The sequence below is a fragment of the Staphylococcus sp. McC-251-APC-3A2 genome (assembly GCF_009695665.1).
Taxonomy (GTDB): domain Bacteria; phylum Bacillota; class Bacilli; order Staphylococcales; family Staphylococcaceae; genus Staphylococcus; species Staphylococcus cohnii.
Genome location: NZ_VUNO01000004.1, coordinates 191,125 through 214,206, shown reverse-complemented (window position 1 = coordinate 214,206; position 23,082 = coordinate 191,125). Strand labels below are relative to the sequence as shown.

The 23,082-nt window shown below is 34.7% G+C and carries 18 protein-coding genes; 6 read left to right on the top strand and 12 right to left on the bottom strand.

Features of this window, described 5'->3' with window-relative positions; genetic code table 11:
• Nucleotides 1-612: 612 nt before the first annotated feature.
• Together lip and FYJ81_RS10125 are read right to left on the bottom strand one after the other, a co-directional pair.
• A complete protein-coding gene (gene lip, locus FYJ81_RS10130) occupies nt 613-2,862 on the bottom strand; it encodes a YSIRK-targeted triacylglycerol lipase (RefSeq protein ID WP_119537843.1) in 2,250 nt (749 codons plus the stop codon).
• A gap of 377 nt (nt 2,863-3,239) precedes the next feature.
• On the bottom strand, nt 3,240-4,568 hold the full coding sequence (locus FYJ81_RS10125) for a sodium-dependent transporter (RefSeq protein WP_119517688.1): 1,329 nt from the start codon (nt 4,566-4,568) through the stop codon (nt 3,240-3,242).
• A gap of 279 nt (nt 4,569-4,847) precedes the next feature.
• On the opposite strand from FYJ81_RS10125, the gene brnQ reads away from it, so the two are divergent.
• A complete protein-coding gene (gene brnQ / locus FYJ81_RS10120) occupies nt 4,848-6,152 on the top strand; it encodes a branched-chain amino acid transport system II carrier protein (protein WP_119517687.1) in 1,305 nt (434 codons plus the stop codon).
• Between the two features lie 263 nt (nt 6,153-6,415).
• Nucleotides 6,416-6,787 (top strand): iron chaperone, encoded by a 372-nt coding sequence (locus FYJ81_RS10115; protein WP_107385678.1) that lies wholly within the window; start codon nt 6,416-6,418, stop codon nt 6,785-6,787.
• Nucleotides 6,788-6,864: 77 nt separating this feature from the next.
• On the opposite strand, the gene FYJ81_RS10110 is transcribed toward FYJ81_RS10115, so the two are convergent.
• Nucleotides 6,865-7,605 carry an alpha/beta hydrolase gene (locus tag FYJ81_RS10110; protein ID WP_107383755.1) on the bottom strand — a complete coding sequence of 247 codons (741 nt, stop codon included), beginning with the start codon at nt 7,603-7,605 and terminating at the stop codon, nt 6,865-6,867.
• 454 nt (nt 7,606-8,059) lie between these two features.
• On the opposite strand from FYJ81_RS10110, the gene FYJ81_RS10105 reads away from it, so the two are divergent.
• A complete protein-coding gene (locus FYJ81_RS10105) occupies nt 8,060-9,289 on the top strand; it encodes a pyridoxal-phosphate-dependent aminotransferase family protein (RefSeq protein ID WP_154409612.1) in 1,230 nt (409 codons plus the stop codon).
• Nucleotides 9,290-9,399: 110 nt separating this feature from the next.
• On the opposite strand, the gene FYJ81_RS10100 is transcribed toward FYJ81_RS10105, so the two are convergent.
• The 9 genes from FYJ81_RS10100 to allC all read right to left on the bottom strand — a co-directional run bounded on the left by FYJ81_RS10100 (nt 9,400) and on the right by allC (nt 19,885).
• Nucleotides 9,400-10,608 carry a CynX/NimT family MFS transporter gene (locus FYJ81_RS10100; RefSeq protein WP_119517686.1) on the bottom strand — a complete coding sequence of 403 codons (1,209 nt, stop codon included), beginning with the start codon at nt 10,606-10,608 and terminating at the stop codon, nt 9,400-9,402.
• 103 nt (nt 10,609-10,711) lie between these two features.
• On the bottom strand, nt 10,712-11,662 hold the full coding sequence (arcC, locus tag FYJ81_RS10095; protein ID WP_119517685.1) for a carbamate kinase: 951 nt from the start codon (nt 11,660-11,662) through the stop codon (nt 10,712-10,714).
• Nucleotides 11,663-11,675: 13 nt separating this feature from the next.
• Nucleotides 11,676-12,446, bottom strand: coding sequence for a DUF2877 domain-containing protein (locus FYJ81_RS13280; RefSeq protein WP_119517684.1), 771 nt, complete (start codon nt 12,444-12,446; stop codon nt 11,676-11,678).
• Nucleotides 12,443-13,708, bottom strand: a complete 1,266-nt coding sequence (locus FYJ81_RS10085; RefSeq protein WP_107385675.1) for a DUF1116 domain-containing protein — start codon at nt 13,706-13,708, stop codon at nt 12,443-12,445. The genes FYJ81_RS13280 and FYJ81_RS10085 overlap by 4 nt, the downstream gene beginning before the upstream one ends.
• Nucleotide 13,709: 1 nt before the next feature.
• Complete coding sequence (locus FYJ81_RS10080; RefSeq protein WP_119517682.1) at nt 13,710-15,470, bottom strand: acyl-CoA synthetase FdrA; 1,761 nt, start codon at nt 15,468-15,470, stop codon at nt 13,710-13,712.
• 15 nt (nt 15,471-15,485) lie between these two features.
• The gene (gene allD, locus FYJ81_RS10075) at nt 15,486-16,535 is read right to left on the bottom strand and encodes an ureidoglycolate dehydrogenase (protein ID WP_154409611.1); all 1,050 of its coding nucleotides are present in this window, start codon (nt 16,533-16,535) and stop codon (nt 15,486-15,488) included.
• 156 nt (nt 16,536-16,691) lie between these two features.
• Nucleotides 16,692-17,723 carry an ureidoglycolate dehydrogenase gene (gene allD / locus FYJ81_RS10070; RefSeq protein WP_119517680.1) on the bottom strand — a complete coding sequence of 344 codons (1,032 nt, stop codon included), beginning with the start codon at nt 17,721-17,723 and terminating at the stop codon, nt 16,692-16,694.
• Nucleotides 17,724-17,738: 15 nt separating this feature from the next.
• Entirely contained in the window at nt 17,739-18,527 is a 789-nt protein-coding gene (allE, locus tag FYJ81_RS10065; protein WP_119517679.1) for a (S)-ureidoglycine aminohydrolase, read from the bottom strand.
• Between the two features lie 125 nt (nt 18,528-18,652).
• On the bottom strand, nt 18,653-19,885 hold the full coding sequence (allC, locus tag FYJ81_RS10060) for an allantoate deiminase (RefSeq protein ID WP_107383765.1): 1,233 nt from the start codon (nt 19,883-19,885) through the stop codon (nt 18,653-18,655).
• A 174-nt stretch (nt 19,886-20,059) separates the two neighbouring features.
• Between allC and FYJ81_RS10055 the strand changes: the two genes are divergently transcribed.
• The 3 genes from FYJ81_RS10055 to FYJ81_RS10045 all read left to right on the top strand — a co-directional run bounded on the left by FYJ81_RS10055 (nt 20,060) and on the right by FYJ81_RS10045 (nt 23,012).
• Nucleotides 20,060-20,902 (top strand): alpha/beta hydrolase, encoded by an 843-nt coding sequence (locus FYJ81_RS10055; RefSeq protein WP_119517678.1) that lies wholly within the window; start codon nt 20,060-20,062, stop codon nt 20,900-20,902.
• On the top strand, nt 20,902-22,152 hold the full coding sequence (locus tag FYJ81_RS10050; protein ID WP_107383767.1) for a M20 family metallo-hydrolase: 1,251 nt from the start codon (nt 20,902-20,904) through the stop codon (nt 22,150-22,152). Before FYJ81_RS10055 ends, FYJ81_RS10050 begins: the two co-directional genes overlap by 1 nt.
• 272 nt (nt 22,153-22,424) lie before the next feature.
• The gene (locus tag FYJ81_RS10045) at nt 22,425-23,012 is read left to right on the top strand and encodes a histidine phosphatase family protein (RefSeq protein ID WP_119517676.1); all 588 of its coding nucleotides are present in this window, start codon (nt 22,425-22,427) and stop codon (nt 23,010-23,012) included.
• The last annotated feature ends 70 nt before the right edge of the window (nt 23,013-23,082 follow it).

The window sequence follows — 23,082 nt, the reverse complement described above, 5'->3', positions numbered from 1 at the left end:
TTTTGGAATAATTTATTACTATTTAGGGAATTTTAAACAAAATTTAGCACAATTCTTTTATAGTGAAGTTAACAAATTAAAGTGAGGTGAAGGACATGGACTTTATCATTGATATCATCAAAAAAATCGTTGGTTTATTCACAGGCAAATAATTTCTAACCTCTTTAAAGAGACTGATACAACATGTATCAGTCTCTTTTTGACATACAACATAATCAATAGCTGCACATTACGATTCATTGATATTATTCCCATCCAAATTTAGCATCTTGTTTCACTTTCTTCGCCTTTTCAATCATATCATTCACATTTCATCCTTCTTCGTTAGACAAATATTGTTTTCAAGAAAATAGAACACACTGCATTTTACTCAACTAAAAATGAGCGAAGATAAAACCAAAGTGTAACTTTTGATTAATTATCCTCGCTCTGAATTGGCTTAAACCATACTCAGTATATATTAATAGTTAAACGTTATTGTCTTGTTTATCAATTTCTGATTACTTACGAAAATAAAGTTTTCAATATATTGAATAATGAACCTACTAAATCAAAAAAGTCTCCACTCATCATTTTCCCTCACCTTCATAAAATATAATCGTAGCGTTTAAACTATGCTTCAGCACTTTCAGTTCTTACTAAATCCGAGGCAATACCTTCATAAAATCGGCTTAACTCTGCTTGTGAACGCTTCGTATCATTACTATCTTGGCCAACAAAATCTGCATGATCCCAATCGTGCATAATTGGTGTTACTTGCCAAACACCTTTTTGAACCTGATTCGATGCTGCTACATATGCTTGATTAAATGGATGTAATGCTGAAATTGTTGAAACAAGTCCATCATTGACACGCCACTCTTTTTCCGGAGCTTTTCCAATCACATTACCTGTTATTCCCATAGGTAAATACATGTTAATATCTGATTTTTGTCTACCAAATAAACCATCTCTTGTAGATTCTCCAGTATATGTTTTATAAACTATATTTGGATTTAACGATGTTTTTTTATTTAATTCAGTTGCGCCTGCTCTTGTTAAATCGTAAAATCCATTATCATCTGTCGTCCATAATTTACTATCTTTCAATCGTTCAACATATTGATTATATGTTTCATCGTCTTTTTGTTTTAAACCCCATTGCTCCAAGCCAAAGCTAACTTTAGAATTTTTATTACCTTTTAGTTTCGCATAATCAAATGCAACTTGTCTGATAAGCGTTTCATTACCTAGTTGATCAGCTGCATGTGTACCATTATGAGGTGTTGCTAAGGTAGTAATTGAACTAATCATATTATCGTTATTACCTTGAAATACTGGAGATATATCGCCACCATGTTGTTTTTGATATTCTATTTCTTCTGGATCACCATTTCGTAAATATTCTTCTAGTTGTCTAATGGTTTGTCCACCCATGCTATGACCAACTAAATGAACTTTTTGACCTGGTTGCCAATCTTTATATACACCTTCATATGTCTTACCATAACGGTCATGTCCATATTTTTCAGCATGTGCAGCACCGTAATCTACTGTGCCACCTTTAATGTAATAATATAATTCAACTGCTCTATCATGATTACTACTTAATGCACCAATACTTGCTTCATATGCATTGTAACCCTTTTGTTCTAAGTCTTGTTGAATATTTAATTTGTCTCCACCCCAATAATGAGGTAAAACAGATGGTTTAATATCATCTGTAAAACCATTAAAACCATGCACTAAGATAATGGGATCTTGGTTTTTATATTGACTTTGTTTCGCTTTTTTTGTAGGTTGTGTTTGAGTTTTCTCAACGTTCTGTTGATTCACTTTATTATTTGTTGTAGCAACAGCATTTTTCTTAAGTAAAGCTAAACTTTTATCTTGATCGTTGTTCTTTTGATTGCTTTGACGATCTTCATTAACTAAATCATCATTTTTCAATTGTCCAAATTCAACATCATTTTGAACTTCTGATTGCGATGAATCTGCATTTACTTTCATCTCTTTTGCTTTATCTTGCTCATTGTATTCCGGATCTACTTCTTTTGATGTTTCATCTTTTGTTTTATCTTGTTCATTGTATTCGGGATCTACTTCTTCTGATGTCTCATTTTTCGCTTTGTCTTGCTCGTTGTATTCTGGATCTACTTCTTTTGATGTCTCATTTTTCGCTTTATCTTGTTCATTGTATTCCGGATCTACTTCTTTTGATGTCTCATCTTTTGTTTTATCTTGCTCGTTGTATTCTGGATCTACTTCTTTTGATGTCTCATTTTTCGCTTTATCTTGTTCATTGTATTCTGGATCTACTTCTTCTGATGTTTCATCCTTTGTTTTGTCTTGCTCATTGTATTCTGGGTCTACTTCTTCTGATGTCTCATTTTTCGCTTTGTCTTGCTCGTTGTATTCTGGATCTACTTCTTTTGATGTCTCATTTTTCGCTTTATCTTGCTCGTTGTATTCTGGATCTACTTCTTCTGATGTCTCATCCTTTGTTTTGTCTTGTTCGTTATATTCCGGATCTACTTCTTCTGATCCCTCGTTTTTTGTTTGATTATTATTATTTTCTACGTCTAATTTTTCATTATTTTCGTTTTCTGCTTCAGTCGTAAATCTATCATTATGTAAGCTTTGATTATCTGAAGTTTGTTTATCATTCTTATTAACCGGTACACCACTATCCCCAGTAGCGTTATCACTATTTGTTTCCCCAACATTTTCCCCAATGTCTTGATAGTTCATTTCACTTGTTTGTTTTTCTGTTTCTGCAGCTTGCGCACTGTCTACACCTATAAATAGTAAAGAGCCAATCAATATAGATGATGCGCCAAAAGTGAATTTACGAATACTATATTTGTTTTTTTTCTGTTCCATACTAGACACCTCTTGGTTAATAGAATTTAATAAATAACAAACTTTCTTTTGCTAAATGAATAAATTTAAAATAAAACGTGGCACTAATTCGAAAAATTTACCAAAAACCTCTTTCATAAACTACCACTCCTTTCAGAAAACGTTTTCAAATAATTATAAAAATTAAATTATCTATTTAAAACAATTGATACAACACAACAAATTTTTTAAATAAATAATTTAATTTGACTTAACTAAACAAATAAAAAATAGTCAACAATATAAATAAAAATATAATAACTTAATTTATACTTTACAAATTATTTAAAAAACCCCTTATCAACAACCAATTTTTACATTGATATGATAAGGGGTGAATGATTAATGTTATTTAATTTCTATAAAAATTGTACGACAAATATTAATATAATAACGATTGGCAAGATAAATTTGATGAGATAATACCAAGGTATAAACAATCTTAATTTATCTTTTCCAAAATGTTCTTTTAATGCTTGTTTATCGAGCAATTGTCCTACAACAAGTGTTGTTCCTAACGCACCTAACGGCATTAAAATATTAGAAACTAAAAAATCCATATTATCAAAAATAGTTCCTGCTGCAAATTTTATATGACTTAAGCTTCCAAAAGACAGTGTTGCGGGAATACTTATGATAAAAACAAGGATACTTATATAAAACGATACAGATTTACGTTTCGAATTATCATTTTTAGTAAAGTTGGACACATTGAGTTCAAGTAACGAAATTGAAGAAGTAAGTGCTGCAAATAAAAATAATATTAAGAAAATAAAATAGAAACCTGGACCATATGCCATTTGATCAAATACTTTTGGTAACACTTTAAATAGTAAACCTGGACCTTCAGTCGGACTATAGCCAAAAGCTGAAATCGCAGGGAATATTGCTAAACCTGCCAACACAGATACTAGAATATTCATCGCTACAATCGAAACAGCCGAAGTTTTAATCGTCATTTCTTTAGGTGCATAACTAGCATATGTAATCATACCTGTTGTTCCTAATGAAAGTGTGAAAAATGATTGGCCTAGGGCAAATAAAATACCCTCTATTGAAATATCTTCTATTCGTGGTTGTAATATATATTTCAAACCTTCTAATGATCCATCTAAAGATAACGATTTAAAAACAATAATAATAAGGAAGATAAATAGTAACGGCATCATAAATTTAGATGCTTTTTCTAATCCTTTTTCAACCCCCATCATTACGATGAACATCGTTAACAAGATGAATATTCCTTGACCTGTAATGGTCAACCATGGATTACTAATAATTGATTCAAATGCTATGTGGCCTAATTTATCACCATTAAGCGAGAATATTTGAAGTAATACATTGAATATATATATGATAATCCAACCACCGATAACACTATAAAATCCAAATAAGATAAATACAGCTAAATTACCATTCCAACCTATAATATTTAACCATTTTTTATTTGTTAATTTTTCATATATTTTAGTAGTATACGTTTTGCCCATTTTACCTACTGTAAATTCCATCATTAATAATGGCAATCCTACAAGCAGTGTGAATATTAAAAACATTAATAAGAAAGCACCACCACCATATATACCTGCCATATATGGGAATTTCCACATTGCGCCTAGTCCTATTGCGGATCCAGCACTTGCCAATATGAAACCGAGCGAGGACTTCCATTGTGATTCATTGTGCATCGTTCATACATCCTTTACACCCTATTATTCTTCATTACGTTAAAGCGTTCATGTAACATAGAAAACTACTATAACATTTTTTTGAATTGAGCTCAATAGTTAATTGTTTAAAACACTTGATATTACAGTTTTCTTTACTATTATGACATTAATAAATCAATTTAATTAAACATCTTACATGGTTTAATTTTCTGAAATTTCATTGAATTCATATAACTTTTGTGTTATATTAATGTATGTTTTGCAACAAATAACTTTAAAAATAATAGAGGTATTAAAATGAATAGACTCATACTGATTTCCGGTCTTATGTTATTCTCATTTTTCTTTGGAGCCGGAAATCTAATATTTCCACCTATGTTAGGATATACAGCTCAAGAAAATATGTGGGTTTCAATGATAGGATTTTCAATCACCGGTATTTTATTGCCATATTTAACAGTCATCGTAGTAGCTTATATGAATGGTGGCGTTGAAAGTATTGGTAACAAAGTCCATCCAGTATTCGGTACGATTTTTGCAATCTGTATTTACGCGTCTATTGGCGCATTATACGGGATTCCACGTGCTGCAAATGTCGCTTATGAAATTGGTACAAAAAATGTTTTACCTGTACATAATCAATTAACTTTAATTATATTTTCAGCAGTCTTTTTCTTAGTTGTTTACTTGATTGCACTTTATCCAAATCGAATCATAGATAATTTAGGTAAATACCTAACACCTATTTTAATATGCATTATCGCTATTTTATGTATTTTAGTGATTATCAATCCTGAAGGTTCAATTGGTAAATCTGGTGGCGACTTTGCGCAAACTCCACTTGTGTCAGGTATCTTAGAAGGTTATTTCACAATGGATCTCGTTGCTGCACTCGCTTTTTCAGTAGTAATTGTACAAAGTTTTAAATTACATGGTGTTAATGAGCCAAAATTATTAGTTAAAAATGTTGTGAAAGCTGGTTTTATTTCGGCTGTACTGTTATTTATCATTTATTTTGCTTTAGCCTATGTTGGCGCAACAACCGATCAGACAGGCTTTAAAGATGGCACAGATATTTTAACTTTTAACTCATTACGTGTGTTTGGTGCTTTAGGAAACTTAATTTTTGGGATAATTGTGATATTAGCTTGTTTAACAACATGTATTGGACTTGTGAATGCTTGTTCAGCATTTGCAATGAAAAAATTACCAAAAATTTCTTATAAATTATTTGTACTTATCTTTTCAATATTAGGTTTTATTGTTTCTACATTAGGATTAGAGCTTATTTTGGAAATTGCTGTACCATTACTTACATTTATTTATCCAACATCTATCGTATTAGTGCTTATTTCGTTATTGAGTATATTTATCTCATTTGAAATGAAATATAGCTTTATCATACCAACGATTGCAACATTGATTATTTCTTTATTACAAATATTAAATGATTTTAATTTAATTAAAGTACTTAATGTTGTATATGCGCATTTCCCATTAGCGAATATCCAACTAGCATGGTTGATACCATTTATGGTATGTCTGCTAATCGGTATCATTATCGATTTCTTTTACGCTAAATCGCAAACTGAAATGACTTAAGTTAGTGCGTACTGTTAATCAAACGATATGCCAACACATATCTATTCTCATCAATACATCCCTTCAAATATGGGGTGTATTTTTTATATGTAAAATAGCAAAATGCCAAAAGGGATTTCTGAAATTATCATAAACTGTTTATACACTCAAATTGGAAATTTAGATTAAATTCACTCGCCTATAAAGTGATATATTTGCATGTAATTGATATAATACGCTTACGCTATATAATAAAATTCACACTTTAAGGATGGAGATATTGTATGACTGAATTTAATGACTTTTTACAGTCACTGGAAAATGACAAACAAACAGCCACGATGGAAGCTATCTTTAATTGGATTTCTGAAACTTTTCCTGAACTCGAAACAACTGTAAAATGGAATCAACCGATGTACACGCATCACGGTACGTTTATAATCGCCTTTAGTAAGTCCAAACAGCATTTCTCAGTAGCACCCGAAGCTAAAGGAATGGCTGAATTTACGGAACAAATTGAAGCAGCTGGATATTCGCAAACCAATAATTTATTTCGTATTAAATGGACTCAAGACGTTAACTATGCATTATTGAAGTCCATTATTCAATTCAATATCGAAGACAAAGCGGATTGTACAACATTTTGGAGAACTTAATTTTAAATATATTGAAACAAAAAAGGATGACTTCTACTCCATTTAGTAGAAACCATCCTTTTTAATATTTTCATGGCTTATGTATAATCTTCAAAAAACGCGATAATATCTTGTTCTACTTCTAAATGACCTTCACCATACGTCATTAAATGTTTACAGGTAGCATAACCTTGAATTTCTTTATCCTCATGTGCAATTTGATCATAAATATAATTTGCACTAACTTCATAAGCTTTTTCATCCTGTTCGCCAAATTTTATAGCGATAGGAGCAGAAATCCGGTTTAAATTCGCCATCACATTATCAACAAGTTGTTTGAATTTATCAAACCCAGTGGTATAGGTTTCAATTTGGTCAATTTGTTGTTGAATTGTTTCTTGAGACAAACCTACTAAATTACCCATGCGTCCGCCATAAAATTCCAGCCTGCTCGCAAGTCCTGCATCATCTTTACTAAATGGTGTCGACATGACTGCAACAGAACTAACTTGTTTTTCTTCTGCCAATTTTAAAGACAAAATACCACCTAAAGATATGCCACATACACTTATATTCGAATAGCCCTTATCTTCTAAAAATTGATACCCTTCTAACGCATCTTGCCACCAATCCTCTGCGTCATAAGCCATCAATGATTCGAGTAATAAACCATGTCCTTTATAAGCAGGAACATAACAGGTAAAACCCGCTTTATTTAATTTTGTTGCTAATAATTTCACATCTCTGATCGTCCCTGTAAACGAATGTAATAACAATACAGCACGTTCAGAAGATTCATTTTCCAAAAATATTGGATTAGGTTCTTTTACATTTATCATCCATTGTCACTCCAACTTTTAACATCCATAAACATTGTAATAGAAAATCGTTACGATACAAAGAGATATGATTAATAAAAAACCAAGACCGTTCAAGTGATTATCGTAAAAAAATACAAGCCACTTCCTTAAAGGAAGTAGCTTGCTTCTATGAGGAAGTCTGGAAACATGCCTAAGCGCATGCTCACAGCGACCCATAGTGTGTGCATGCCCTTGGCATGCTTATATAGTGTACAATTTTATGTATCTTCTTTCAAACATTTATAAATAATGAAGTTATGGAAATTCATTTTATCTACATGCAAGTATATAAGATAATTTCTATTAAATTTCTTTATTTTTGTAATATTCAGATAAATTATCGTTAAATAATTATCGATTTTGACGAATATATATCAGCTTTAATAAAGTATAATATATAATGAAGGAATTTAAAGAAAACGAGGTAATAAATATGGATGATTTAAAAATCAACAAAAGATTAATTATGACACCCGGCCCTGTTAGCGTAGACCCCCGCGTTTCACAAGCAATGTCAAACTCTATCTTAGGTCAATTTGACTATGAATTTGTAGACATTATGAATCAAACGATGGAGCTAATTCGCAAATCATTCTTAACAAAAAACCAGTGGTCATTTCCTATTGATGGCACAAGTCGTGCTGGCTTAGAAGCTGTAATATCTAGTATTGTTAAGCCTGGTGATGATGTTTTAGTTCCAGTCATTGGACGTTTTGGCTATTTATTCGCTGAACTGGTTACGCGTGCTGGTGGTATCGTCCACAGCATTTATAAGCCAATGGGAGAGGTGTTTGAACAGTCAGAAATCATTGAAGCCCTAGATCAATATCAACCGAAAGTACTTGCTATTGTCCACGGTGAAACGTCGACTGGTAGATTGCAACCAATTGATCAACTTGGTCGTGCATGTAAAGAAAGAGGGATATATTCTGTTGTAGATGCTGTTGCCACATACCAAGGGATGGTTATCCCAGTAGATGAATGGGAATTAGACGCAGTCATTGGTGGCGCTCAAAAATGTTTATCTATTCCTTCAGGTATTACCCCAATCACTTTCAATGATAGATTTAGTGATGCCATCAATGCGCGCAAACGTGTAGAACTTGGTATTCGTTCTACTGAAACAACGGAACAAAATCATTTTATCAGAAGCAATTATTTAGATTTAACACAGTTACAAGACTATTGGAGTCCAAAAAGTTTAAATCATCACACTGAAGCAACAACTTCAATATATGCGCTTCATACTGGTCTAAGGTTAGCACTATCTGAAGGTCTAAAAGCACGTGCTCAACGTCATACATTCCATCAAGAAGGTTTAAAATCAGCCTTGAAAGCACTAGGGCTAGAAATTTATGGCGATGAATCAAACGAAATGAAAATGGTGATATGCGTTAATATCCCTGATGGTATAGATGATATAGCATTCAGAGATGGTTTATTAAAAAATTATGGCATAGAAATTGCAGGTTCCTTTGGAGAGTTAAAAGGTAAAATATGGAGAATCGGAATCATGGGTTATGCTGTCCAAAAACAAAACATCTTAACGTTTTTAGCTGCATTTGCAACTCACCTTATTTCCCAAGGTCACATAAAAAACCTTGATCTAGAAACTGCGATTAAAACACTTGTGGATCACTATGATAACAATGAAATATCATAAACTTTTTAACACATCTTTTAATTAGATAAATCAAAAAGGTACAACTCCAAACCTAAACCGTTGGTGTCGTACCTTTTTTAATTTTACTTTTTAAATTTAAGTCTTTTCTACTATTCATCTTCTACAACTCTATTTTTAGCTGCTGGGTAACCAAAAATAAAGAATAGTAATGACATTAACAATAATGCAATAATACCTGATATCCAATTTCCCGTGTAATCATGTAAGTATCCAATTAAAAATGGTCCAATTGCTGCGATTAAATAGCCTACTGATTGGCCAAACCCTGATAACGAAATACTACCATCACTTGTCCGTGCGCGAATGGAAAAGAATGTCATACATAAACTAAAACATGCGCCCATTGCTAAACCAGCAATGACCATACCGATAACAAGTAATACTAATGACTGTGTAAAGAACAAGCCAAAACCAGTCAAGAATAAGATTGTGATAATAACGACCAATATTCGTTGGTCTTTCAATTTAGATGCTATTATTGGAAATGAAAATGTCATAGGTACTTGAGAAAATTGATTGAGCATTAATAAATAGCCTGCTGTAGATGGATCCACACCTCTATCCACTAATATCGATGGTACCCATGCTACAACGGTATAGAACACCATGGATTGGAAGCCCATCGTCAAAGCTACCATCCAAGCTAATTTAGATTTGACAATATTAACTTTTTTGTGTTGTTTGACTTGTGTTTCATCAATTGTTTGTTTTTCTAATTTTGCACCTTTACGTGCTTTCGGTATCCATAAAATAATTGCGATAATCCCTAGAATAATCCAAAATGACAATGACAACCTAAAACCAAGCGGCGTTTGAGATAATGGGAAACTCAACCCACCACCTAAGCCTGCTGTAAAGTTCATAGTCCCACTATAAATACCAGTAGCTATACCAATTTGCATCGGGAAATACCATTTCACATAACTTGGTAATACAACGTTACCAAATGCAATTGCTATACCTAATATTAATGTACCAATAATGAATAAACTAAAATCTCCAGCTACACGCAAGTACAATCCAATAATCAGTAATATTGTAGAGTACAAAATTGTACGAGACATTGTTATACGTGATGTTACTCTCGATACTAATGGAGACACAATCGCAAAAATAATGAGCGGTATAGTAGTTAAGATGCCAGCAACACTGTTATTAATTTCCATTACATGCTTAATCTCATCAACTACAGGCCCTACTGATGTGAGTGGTGCACGTAAGGTAGAAGCAATAAACACAATTGCCAAAATTACGCCCCAATTTTCTTTGATTCTATGTATGCGATAGGGTTCAGTCATCTTATACCACCTTTCTTCCAAGTCTTTAATATAATAATACAACGAATCGAACAAATGAAAGCCATTTGAACGATTCGCAAATAATTGATTCTAAGGAACTCATCTATGATTGATCAACATTTAATAAAATACGTGTACCTGCTTTACCCTCTAATGCTTCGACTGCATCATCTAATGAACAGATAATCGCTTCTTTACCCATTTCAGAAAATTGAATCGCAGCTTCAATCTTAGGTAACATACTTCCTGCAGGGAATTGTCCTTCTGCAACATAAGCTTTTGCTTGTTCAACTGAAATCGTTGCTAATTTCTCTTCGTTCGGTTTACCAAAGTTCACACAAACATTTGAGACGTCTGTTAACATCATGAATGTATCTGCTTCAACTTGTTGGGCAAGTTTCAAACCAGAGCGGTCTTTATCGATAACCGCTTCAACACCTTGAATACTTCCGTTTTCATCACGGTAAACTGGTATACCACCACCACCAGACGAAATAACGATTGCTTGGTCAATCAATGCTTTGATTTGATTTACGCCGTGAATCACGAGTGGTTCTGGTGAAGGAACAACACGACGGTAACCTCTACCTGCATCTTCTACCATCACAAAACCATGCGTTTCTTCTAGGCGTTTTGCTTCAATTTCGTCAAAAAATACGCCAATCGGTTTTGTTGGATTATCAAATGCTTTATCATCTTTATCCACTTCTACCATTGTTAATAATGTTACCACATCACTTTGGATGTCTAACGCATGCAAATGGTTTTTCAAAGATTCTTCCATCATATAACCGATGAAACCTTGCGATTCAGCATTACAAGCGTTAATTGGAAGTGGATCAACAACGTCTTTTGCTGCTTCATTTTGTGCAATAATATTTCCGACTTGTGGTCCATTACCATGTGTAATGACAACGTTATGTCCAATTTTTTTCAACTCTGCCATTTTACGTGTAGCAGCAAACACATTTTTATATTGATTGTCGTATGACGCTTCTTGTTTAGGTTGTAAAATAGCGTTACCGCCTAAAGCAAGTACAACACGCTTACTCATACGTTTCACTCCTTCAAGTTAATGCTACAAACATGCCATATACTGTGTCTCTTCCTGATGACGAACCTACTTTAAGCAGTCGATCAATGTTTGCCAGTGACGGTTCATGTTGTAACTCTGATATTTTCGAACTAAACAACCCTTGTTGTGCGCATTTTAAAAAGGTTTCTCCTACTAGTGTTGTTAATGGTTCATTAAGTAGGTATTTTAATTTTTCTAAATTTGGTTTTCTAATATATGGATCAGTAAAATGAATAAACAACATACCAGTTAGAATGTCATCACCAGAAGGCGTAAGCCCTTGTCCTCTACCAATTAGGTAGCGGTAATATTGTTCTACGGTTTCAACATCTTCATATTTAAGTGCATGTATAATTCGGCTCATTGTTTGGCGGTCAAAGTCACCTTCATCGTACATCGTAAAGTCATATGTCGATATATTTTGCTTTAGTTCATCATTATTTACCTTTTCAGCGAAGTCTTTAAATGGCAATGATGCAACATGCCACACAAGTTGGCATGTTTTACTCATATAAATAGTGTTAGGACCTATAGTGATTTGTTGGTTTAAGGAAATCTCATTTAACAAACTACGTTTCGTCTGTTGGTCTATTAATATACCAAATGGAAACATGCCATTTTCATCGGTACCTATAAATATAAGTTCTTGCGCATCGTTAACAATATTGAATCCTTTATTAAATATGCTATGCACATAAAAAGTTTGATGATTTGCTAATATTTCCTTGGCAATATTGCCTATAGCTGTTGCGTGGAAAATCACGCTTTAAAGCCTAATTTCTCTGCATATGCAGTAATTGCTTTTTCGAAACATTCAATCGGTGGGTGAACTGTACCTGCACCAATTTGACCATAACCAGCAATTTTATGTGCAATACCTGTATTAATAACTGGAGTAATACCTGTTTCAACGACTTTACGTGCATCAATGCCTAAGCAAGCACCTTTGAAGTTCCACGTAGGAATAGCAAAGTTTGGATTCTCACCGATACAAATTTCAGTCATTTCATTACTGATATCTAATGCATCATCAAAGCCACCAGTACCAACGAATCTAGTTACTGCTGGCGCAGCGATCATTGCCATACCACCAACACCGATTGTTTCAGTGATGGCAGAGTCACCGATATCAGTATTAGCATCTTCAGCAGAATAGCCTGTGAAGAATAAGCCATGAGGCGTATTGACTGGTGCAGTAAACCATTCATCACCCATACCAGCGATGCGAATACCGAAGTTTTCACCGTTACGACACATAGCTGTTACAACTGTACCGTGTTCGATTGTACGTGCGGCATCCATCATCGCTTTACCTGTAGCCATCGCTACGTTTAAGAAGAATTGATCTGTATCAGCTAAGAATTGTAACACCTCAGTACGTTTTTCTGCTTCAACATCGTCTAATGAGGAGATGATAGGCGTAACTTCTTTTAAGAAAGCTAATGAAGCTGCAATATTACGTTGGTGGAATTCATCACCCATTGCAATTGCTTTAGCGATTAATACATTAACATTTAAGCCATCGTTCATTTTGTGTAATGCTTTGCTTAATACTGGTCCTAAAACATCTTTCATCCAGTGTAGACGATTGACTACTGTATCATTATAAGCACCGAAACGTAATACTGCGCCGATACCTTCGTTCATTTGGCAATATGCTTCGTTACCTGTCTCTCTGTTTTCCACAACAAGTACAGGCATGTTAGCTGAAGTAATACCACCCATTGGACCAACTGCATTAACATGGTGACAAGGGATGAAAGTAATTTGACCTTCTTCTAACAATTTACGTGCATCTTGTTCATTATCTGCCCATCCTTCAAAAAGGATCGCACCGACACAAGAACCTTGCATAGGATCTGTCATATTTTCATATTTAATTGGTGGACCAGCATGTAATAATACATTTTCTTTGAGTTCAGGAATTTTAGATTTGGCTGGCACTACATCTACTAAAAATGGTGCTGCTGCAATCATCTTATCAATGACTGCTTGGTTAGCTTCATCTATTGTTTTATAAGCCATTTTATACCGTCTCTCCTTCATAATTGTTTAAGAATTGCAGTACTTTCATTAATTTTTCATCTCCACCTGCAATTGGGCGCCAGTTGAATTGAACGACTGGTGCATCACTTGCTTGAATTGCTTCAGTAAAGCTCTTCAATCCAATGTTAATCACACTTGGTTTCATATTTATTAAATTCATTACTTTTTCATCGACAGTTAAATCAACCGGTTCTGATTCAAATGATTTCGTTGTTAATTTTGGTTGAGCTACATTGCTACCAACTAAGTTAAGTGCAGTACGCACCATTTGATCGTTTGTTTCACAAACAATTGCGCCAGCTTCTATTAACGTTTTAACTTGTCTATCATATCCTTGGTGGTCATGTTGCGTACCAACAACTGTAGCAAGAACCGCTAATGAACGACCGTTAGCTTTAACTTTTTCTAAAATCGTTTTGATTGTTGGTGCAAGTTCGCTAGCCATATCATCATGACTACCATAACCTATGACATTATCTAACATAATTACAGCAGTTGACGGATCATCAGAAGAAGTTTCTAACATTTCAATACGTTTGGATGGATCAATCATTGGATGCGGTCTACCTTGTGTATAAATGTCATCGCCCAAGTCGATGATTTCATGGTTTCCACCTTTATATGAGAAACCTTCTGGTGTTACTTCGCCTGAAGCGTCACCTAAAGTATCTTTAACTAACATAGCTGCTTCTGAAGCTAAAGTACCACCTGAATAATATCCTTTGATGCCATCTTGATTGTCAGCAAATTCAATACCAAGATTTTCTTTAAATGTTGGTTTGAATTGTGGCGTTTCATCATTAGACAATTGAACAGATACGCGTGCCGCTTCTTCTAATGTATATGCATGGTAAATATTTTCTTCAGTGTAAGTTGGTTTAGAACCTAAGAATAAGGTAACAACAGGTTTTTCAATATTACGTAGAAGATTTAATACTTTTTCTTCGACTTCTTTAGCTGGTGGTTTAGAAATAACAGTAATGACTTTAACCTTAGGATCTGCATTTAACGCTTTAATACTATCTAACATCGTGATTGCACCAACTTCAGTTGATAGGTCACGTCCACCAGTACCGATTGCGTTAGTCACGCCTTTGCCTTCACGGTCAATGATTGTTGTCACTTCTTGGATACCTGTACCAGAAGCACCAATAACACCAATGTCACCTTCGTTCACTGTGTTAGTGAAAGCAAGTGGTAAGCTATGGATAATACCTGTACCACAGTCAGGTCCCATCACTAATAATCCTTTTTCATGCGCCATTTGTTTTAAACGCACTTCGTCTGATTTAGCAACGTTATCACTAAACATAAATACGTTTAAATTATTTTTTAAAGCAGTTTCAGCTTCCATTGCCGCATATTGACCAGGGATTGAAATTAATGCCAAGTTTGGATTGTTTGCTAACTCTAAAGCACGATTCCAGTTTGAAGCTTCGTCTTGTTTTTTAGACTTGTCATCCTCTTCACCTTTACCTTTAAGTTCTGCATCTACTTGTTCATTAACTTCATCAACTTTTGATTCATCATCTGTATCTATGATGACTACAATATCGTTAGGTTTAGCGTTGTCTAATTCTGCAGTATCAAATCCTGATGATTTGAAAATATCTTTATTGGCAGGCGTCCCCATCATAATAGATACTTGGTTCACACCATCAATAGCAGATAATTTATTCGATAATAACATTAAGACAATCGAATCTTGGTACGTGTTTTCTTTAATTATTGTGTATAACATACTATTCCTCCGTTATTATTCTGCAAATCTATTTTTTCCGTGATAACGATCAAAGTGTACGTCTTCTGACACTAAGTAATCGTAAATTTCATCAACAATTTCAATGCCTTTTTCATCGTATTTTTCACTACGTAAGCGTCCACGTTCACCTGGATAGAATATCTCTCCATATCCTTCAGCAGCTGGTTGAGCTTTCAATTCATCCAACATCGTTGAAATACGTGATTTAAATTGATCTAAGTCTGTAAAGAATGCAGGGTTAATGACAATGTGTAATTGTCCAAGATCACGGCCTTTGGTTAAATCTTTGTACATAGATGAAACATGCACACCATGTGGCACACCTAGCAGACTTCCTGACAAGATATCTACCATCATCATCAAACCGTAACCTTTCGGCCCCGCCACTGGAACAAGTGCATGAACATCTCTGGCATTTGTTGTTGGCTCACCATTTGCATCTACTGACCATGTATCTGGAATAGATTGATGTTTAGCTCTAGCATCAAGTACTTTCCCCCACGCTTGTACTGTTGTAGCCATATCAAATGTAATGATACGCTCATCATTTGACGGTGCACTAAATGCAATTGGGTTTGTACCGAAATAAGGCTCTGTACCACCAAAAGGTACAACCATTGGATCAGATTGACACATACTTAAACCAACCATATTTGCTTTAGATGCCATTTCCACGAAATAACCTAAGGCACCACTATGAGAAATATGTTTCACACCTACAACCGCCACGCCATTTATTTTGGCCATTTCAATAGCTTTTTCCATTGCTTGTTTTGCAGCTTGATGTCCAGGGCCATTATCCCCTTCAAAAACACCTGTCGAAGGACCCGTTTGCTCAAATTGATACTCAGGGTTAGCAGTAATACCTCCCTTAGCAATACGTTCCGCATAATATTCTACTCTGACTGCACCATGAGAATGAATACCGCGATGGTCTGCAAAAGTCAAAACATCAGCGACATCCTTTGCAGCATCTTCATTTAATCCAGCTTTAACAAGTTTATTTTTCATTAAATCAAACAAATCATTTTTAGAAACGCGCATATTACAACCTCCTTATTACTATTATTGTGTTTTATTTCACTAAAAAATGTGTTTTCAAGCAGTAAAAAAAGAAGTTACTAAAGACGCACCATGCTAAATGTCGTAAGTCACCATTTATTACATTAAATTATCTCGTTCACTTCTTTTTATTACTTCCTAATATATGTCATTAGATATTAAATAATCATAAATTTCTTGAGCAACTGGAATACCATGCTCTGCATATTGCTTTTTAACTTCTTCTTGAATCTCACCTGGGTAATACACTTGATCAAAACCTTTGGTTGGTTTAACACCGTGTAACTCATCTACCATGTCAGAAACTTGTGTTAAAAACTGTGTTTCATCACCAAAATATGCTGGATTAATCACGATATGAAATTGTCCTAATCTACGATATTGACTTAAATCTTCATACATCGAAGTGACATGCTTACCAAATGGCAAACCTAATAAGCTGCCTGCTAATGTATCTACCATCATCATCAAGCCGTAACCTTTTGGTCCGGCTACAGGTAATAAAGCAGCTACTTCAAAAGGATTTGTAGTAGGTTCACCCTGTTTGTCCACTGCCCATGTATTAGGTATCGATTTGTGTTTTGAGCGTGCATCTAATATTTTCCCCCACGCTTGTACCGTTGTTGCCATATCAAACAATATGGGCTCACCATTTTTTTGTGGTGATGCAAAGGCGATTGGATTCGTACCAAAATAAGGCTCTGTACCACCAAATGGTACGACCATTGGGTCAGATTGGCATACTGTTAATGCAACCATGCCTTGTTTTGCAGCTTGTTCTGCAAAATAACCAATGGCACCACTATGACCCATCTCTTGAATACCTACCATGCCGATACCACTGGATTTTGCTAAATTAATCGCTTCTTCCATCGCTTGATATGCAACATAATGGCCAACAGCATTATCGCCGAAATATGTGCCTGCTGAAGGACCAGTCTTCGTAAATTTCAAATCTGGTTCCAAATTAAAGCCTTTTTTAGCAATTCGTTCTGCATAATACTGCATTCGAACTGAGCCATGTGAATGAATGCCTCGCTCGTCAGCAAATATCATGAGATCTGCTGTTTTTTCAGCTTGCGCGTCAGGTAAACCTGCATGTGTTAATTTCTCTTTAAATAATTGGCGTAGTTTACCACGTTCGACGTATATTAATGCTCCCTCTTCCATGACTAACAACCTTCCTTAAATTTCTATATCTCTATTTGCATCCTTGGAATAGATGTAAGCGAATGGTTCGTCTAAACCAACAGCATAAGTTGCTTGTGGCGCATAAGCACCCATAAAGATGTAATCACCTTTATCAACTGGTTGCCATTCGTTGTCTAAGTTGTACATGCCACGTCCACTTAATACATAAGCCCCATGTTCTTGAACGTGTGTTTCAATATAACCGTGTGAAGCACCTGGTTTAAATGACAAGATATGAATATTCATATCATATGCTAATTCTTTTGGTAGCAAATCAAGAATTTTCACTTCTTCCATGCCTTCGTATGGTTCTTGTACCATATCATTAACATTTCCAGTTACAACTTCTGGCGTATAACCTTCTAAAGGTTGGTAACGTTTTTTATATAAGAACACGCGACTGTCTTTATTTTGGTTGTTATTTTCAAATGTCATTACTTGATGAGATGGTACATATAAATAACCACCTGCGCTCAATTCATATTTTTTATCATCTGCATACGCATTGATGTTTCCGTATTCAACATAGATGAATGTCTGAACACCATCTCCACCAAATCCTTGTCTATTACCACCTTGATTTTTCAATGTTACAAGGTAGTCTACAAAGCGTGCACCAAGTCTCGGTGAACCTAGAATCGTTACGTCACAATCTTCAAAACCAGGTACAACGTTATTTACTAAACCGTCTGGTGTGATGACTGCGTAGTTATCTTTTTTAATTACTGAACGTGTTTCTAATAAACCTTCTCTATATCCTTGATTATGATTAATATAACCCATAAATAAAATGCTCCTTTTCTTTATCTGTATTTAAAATCTTTTATGCTTATCTCTATAAAAAGTTTGTTGAACCATGTTTATTTATATAGCTCAATAATGTTGTTCTAGTTGTCTATGTCCAAGTATTATTCTTTATAAGCAAGTTTATATAATACTTGTTTTAACACTTCTATACCTTTAACTAAATCTTCTACATTTGTCTCTTCTTCAACGTTGTGACTCACACCGTTAATGGATGGTACAAACAACATTGATGTTGGTACATATTTAGCAAAAATTTGAGAATCGTGACCTGCACCAGAAGGCATTAATTTCCACTCTGATTCACCCACTACAGTTTCAGCAGCATTCTGAACTTCTTTAACCAAGCGTTCATCCATCAATGTTGGTGCTTCATCCATCCATAGATCGATGTCACATTGAACGCCCTCTTCTTCAGATACACGTTTAATACATGCATCAATTTCTTCTGCGAATTGATTTAACTCTTCTTGATTAATATGACGACAATCAATAGAGAACGTAACTTCTCCTGGAACCACATTAACTGTATTTGGCACTGGATCTACGCGGCCAAATGTAATGACTAATGGATCCCCTATTTCTCGCGCACGATCTGTTAATTGGTTAGCAATTTTGCTGAAAGCTACAACTGCATCATTTCTCAAGCCCATCGGTGTTGTACCTGCATGGTTTGCTTCACCTTTTAAGTTGATTGTATAACGCTTTTGACCCACGATACCGTTAACGACACCAATTGATTTGTTTTCAGTTTCTAATACTTTACCCTGTTCAATATGCACTTCGATAAATGATTTTATGTAGCTATAATCATTATCTGCTGTTCGATAATCAAAACCACATTCACGCATTGCTTCTTTAAAAGCAACACCCTCACCATCAGCTATTGAATCTACATCAGCTTTATCGGCTAAGTTGAAGAAGTTTTTGCTTCCCCAGAAAGCAAATGGGAAACGGCTACCTTCCTCTTCCGCTAAAGCTAAAATTTCTAATGAACGCAATGGTTGACCATATTCAGCCTTAAGTGACTGCATCGCAACGACAGCTGCTAACACACCAAATTGACCATCTAAATGACCACCTTCAACAACTGTGTCAATATGAGAACCGGACATAATTGTTTCTTCAGGGTATTTGCTACCTTCAATACGTCCTTTCAAGTTGCCGATGCTATCGAATTCTGTTTCAAATCCATCTTTTTCTAGTGTTTCTTTCAACGCTTGAACAGCATTTGACCATTCTTTAGAATAAAGTAGACGCGTAATGCCCCCACCTGCCAAACCGCCAAACGCAGTGAATTTTTTGTCTAGAGCCTCAAAAGAAGATCGGATGTCCATGTAATTCAACTCCTTTTTCATTTCACATACAATTATAAGCGTTTACATATTACTTATCATTCACAATTCTAACAATAATGCACTTTACTTTTATTCGATTTATACAAATACGCGGTATTTTTTATTTGAGATACTATATTTAGCAAAATATATCTAACAGGAGGCTAGGTCATTTTGACTCAACAAAAAGCTACTTGTCTATCAAAAGATGGATTTCCATTACCTTATTCAATGATAAAAGCTAAAAATCAAAACCCCAAAGGCATCATTATATATTTTCATGGTGGTGGGCTAATTTTTGGTCAGCCAAACGATTTACCACAAGATTATATTGATATTTTATCGGAATCATATCATTTAATAATGGTTTCCTATCGACTTGCTCCAGAAAGTCATATTGATACGATTATTGAGGATGCACTTAGTAATTATGATCATTTAAAATCGCTTTATCCTTCGTTACCTTTGATTACTTTTGGACGCTCAGCCGGTTCATTTTTAGCGATGCTTGTCGCACGTCATCGTAAAGTTGATGGTATCATTGATTTCTATGGTTATTCCCGTGTACATGTACCTTCATTTTTGAAACCAAATAAGCAATATCAAGCATTATCTACACAAATCACGCCGAAGATATTAAATCAACTTATTCAACCTAAACCACTAACATCTGGGCCATTGCAAACAAGATATCCTATTTACCTATATGCTCGTGGCCAAGCGCATTGGCTATCATATTTAGGCATTGAATCATCAACACAAAGTGCTTATAATATTTCGCCAAAAGAATTGAAATGTTTCCCTCCTATGTTCATTGTACACTGTACAGGAGACCCTGATGTACCTTATAGTGAAAGTGAATATATTGATAGATTAGTTGAAACGAGTCACTTTGAATGTCTAGACCAGAACAGCCATGATTTTGATCGTGAGGTTAGCCCCACTAGTAAAGCAATATATGAACAAGCGATTCAATTCTTGAATCAAATTACACTAAATATTGAAGGGGATAAATGATGAACTTACAAAATGTAATAGAAAATTTTCAAACGTTTAATAATTTTGCCCGAAATCCTAAGAATGGCGGTATTAACCGTATTGCTTTTAGTCATCCAGAACGTGTCGCGGCTTTAAAATTTTCAATGTTATGTCAAAAGGCAGGTCTAGATGTTTACTTTGATTTCTTTGGTAACGTTATCGCACGTAGAGAGGGAAAGCAGCCTTCTTTAAAGCCAATTGTGTTGGGGTCACATATCGATACAGTAAAAGATGGTGGACAATATGATGGTCTTTTAGGTGTCCTTGGTGCACTTGAAGTTGTCGAACATTTAAACGCACATCAAATAGAAACAGATCATCCAATTATTATTATTGCTTTTGCTTGTGAAGAATCTACACGTTTCAACGAAGCAACTTTAGGTAGTAAATATCTTACTGGCAAAATGACAAAAGACGATATGAAATTCATCAAAGATAATGATGGCAACGTACTTTATGATATCGTTGCACCTTTAGCTCAAGATATGAACGGTAAAATAGCATTATTTGAAAGAAACAAAATCAAAGCATTTTTAGAGTTACATATTGAACAGGGGCCTATTCTTGAAAATAATCAAAAGGATATTGGCATCGTCACAGACATTGCTGCACCACACCGTTTCAAGTTACAAATAGCTGGCGTTACAAGTCACTCAGGGTCAACACCTATGCCGATGCGCACAGATGCATTGACTACTGCTGCTGAAATCATTTTAAAAATCGAAGCCTTAGGCCAGGCTTACCATGATAAGGGGATAGTAACGACTGTGGGTTATGCTAACGTTTATCCTAATACAATGAATGCAATCCCTGGTGAGGTCACACTACTCATCGATATTCGAGGTAAAGATGAAGCTATTCGTGAAAAAGTAGTCGAAGAGATAAAAGCACACATCGAAACTATTACAACAAATCGTCAAGCAGATTATGAATTAGAAGATTTAGGTCAGGATCAACCACGTAAATTCAATCAAACAATTGCTGAGATTTCTGAACACAGTTGTAAGACACTAGCATACCAATATCGCTATATGTATAGTGGTGCTGGTCATGATGCTATGAATTTCGCACCCATTTGCCCTACGAGTATGATTTTTATCCCGTGTAAAAATGGCATTAGTCACTCCCCAAAAGAATCTGTAACTGAAAGCCAAATCGAAAAAGGTATTAATGTGATGATAGCAACGACGATTGAATTAGCAAAAGTTGACACAGTATTGGACACATAATGCACATTAGCTTTTGACCAATCAATTGCTATTATGAAGGTGAAACTTTTAGCATAGTCACATCCATTATTATCATTTCATAAGCACTTGCTTTCGGGACCAATGCTTAATGATATGCGTTTTATTATTTAACACCAACATGTGTGTAACTTTCATCTTTAGATAGATGCCAAGTCAAATTATGCAATACTATATGAATCGAAAATTGTTAGCGATATAATAGAGATGTTACTGAATACACATCACTACATCACTGTAAAGGTTGATATATAATGACAAAAATATGCTTTATTAGACATGGAGAAACAGACTGGAATATTGCTGGTAAATTACAGGGTAGAACAGACATCCCACTGAATGAATCTGGCATAAAACAAGCACAATCCTGTGGCGTTTCCTTACTTCAAAATGAATGGGATCTTATTATTACAAGCCCTTTATTAAGAGCTAAAGAAACTGGAAAAATTATTCAACAAAAATTAAACATACCGCTTCATGAAATGACGTCGTTTATTGAAGTTGCATTTGGAGATGCAGAAGGTCTTACTTATTACGAACGAGATGTGCGTTTTCCTAATCGCGATTATCCAAACAAAGAAACTGAAGCAATGGTTACTGAACGTTTTTTAAAGGGGATTCGTACTGTACATCAGAATTACACAAATAAAAATATTTTGATTGTCTCTCATGGTGCTTTAATTAATGCTATATTTCACTATTTTTCTAATGGGACAGTCGGCACAGGTGTTACTAGACTTACTAATGGTAGTTTCAGCACTTTAGAAATTAACAACAACCACACGCATATCCTAGACTATAATACGACACATCACTTACCAGCCCAGAACCCGAAATCATAACTATTTACTAACAAATAAAAGTACCATAACACTCATCCATGATTCATCATACTAAAAGTTAAACTCAATA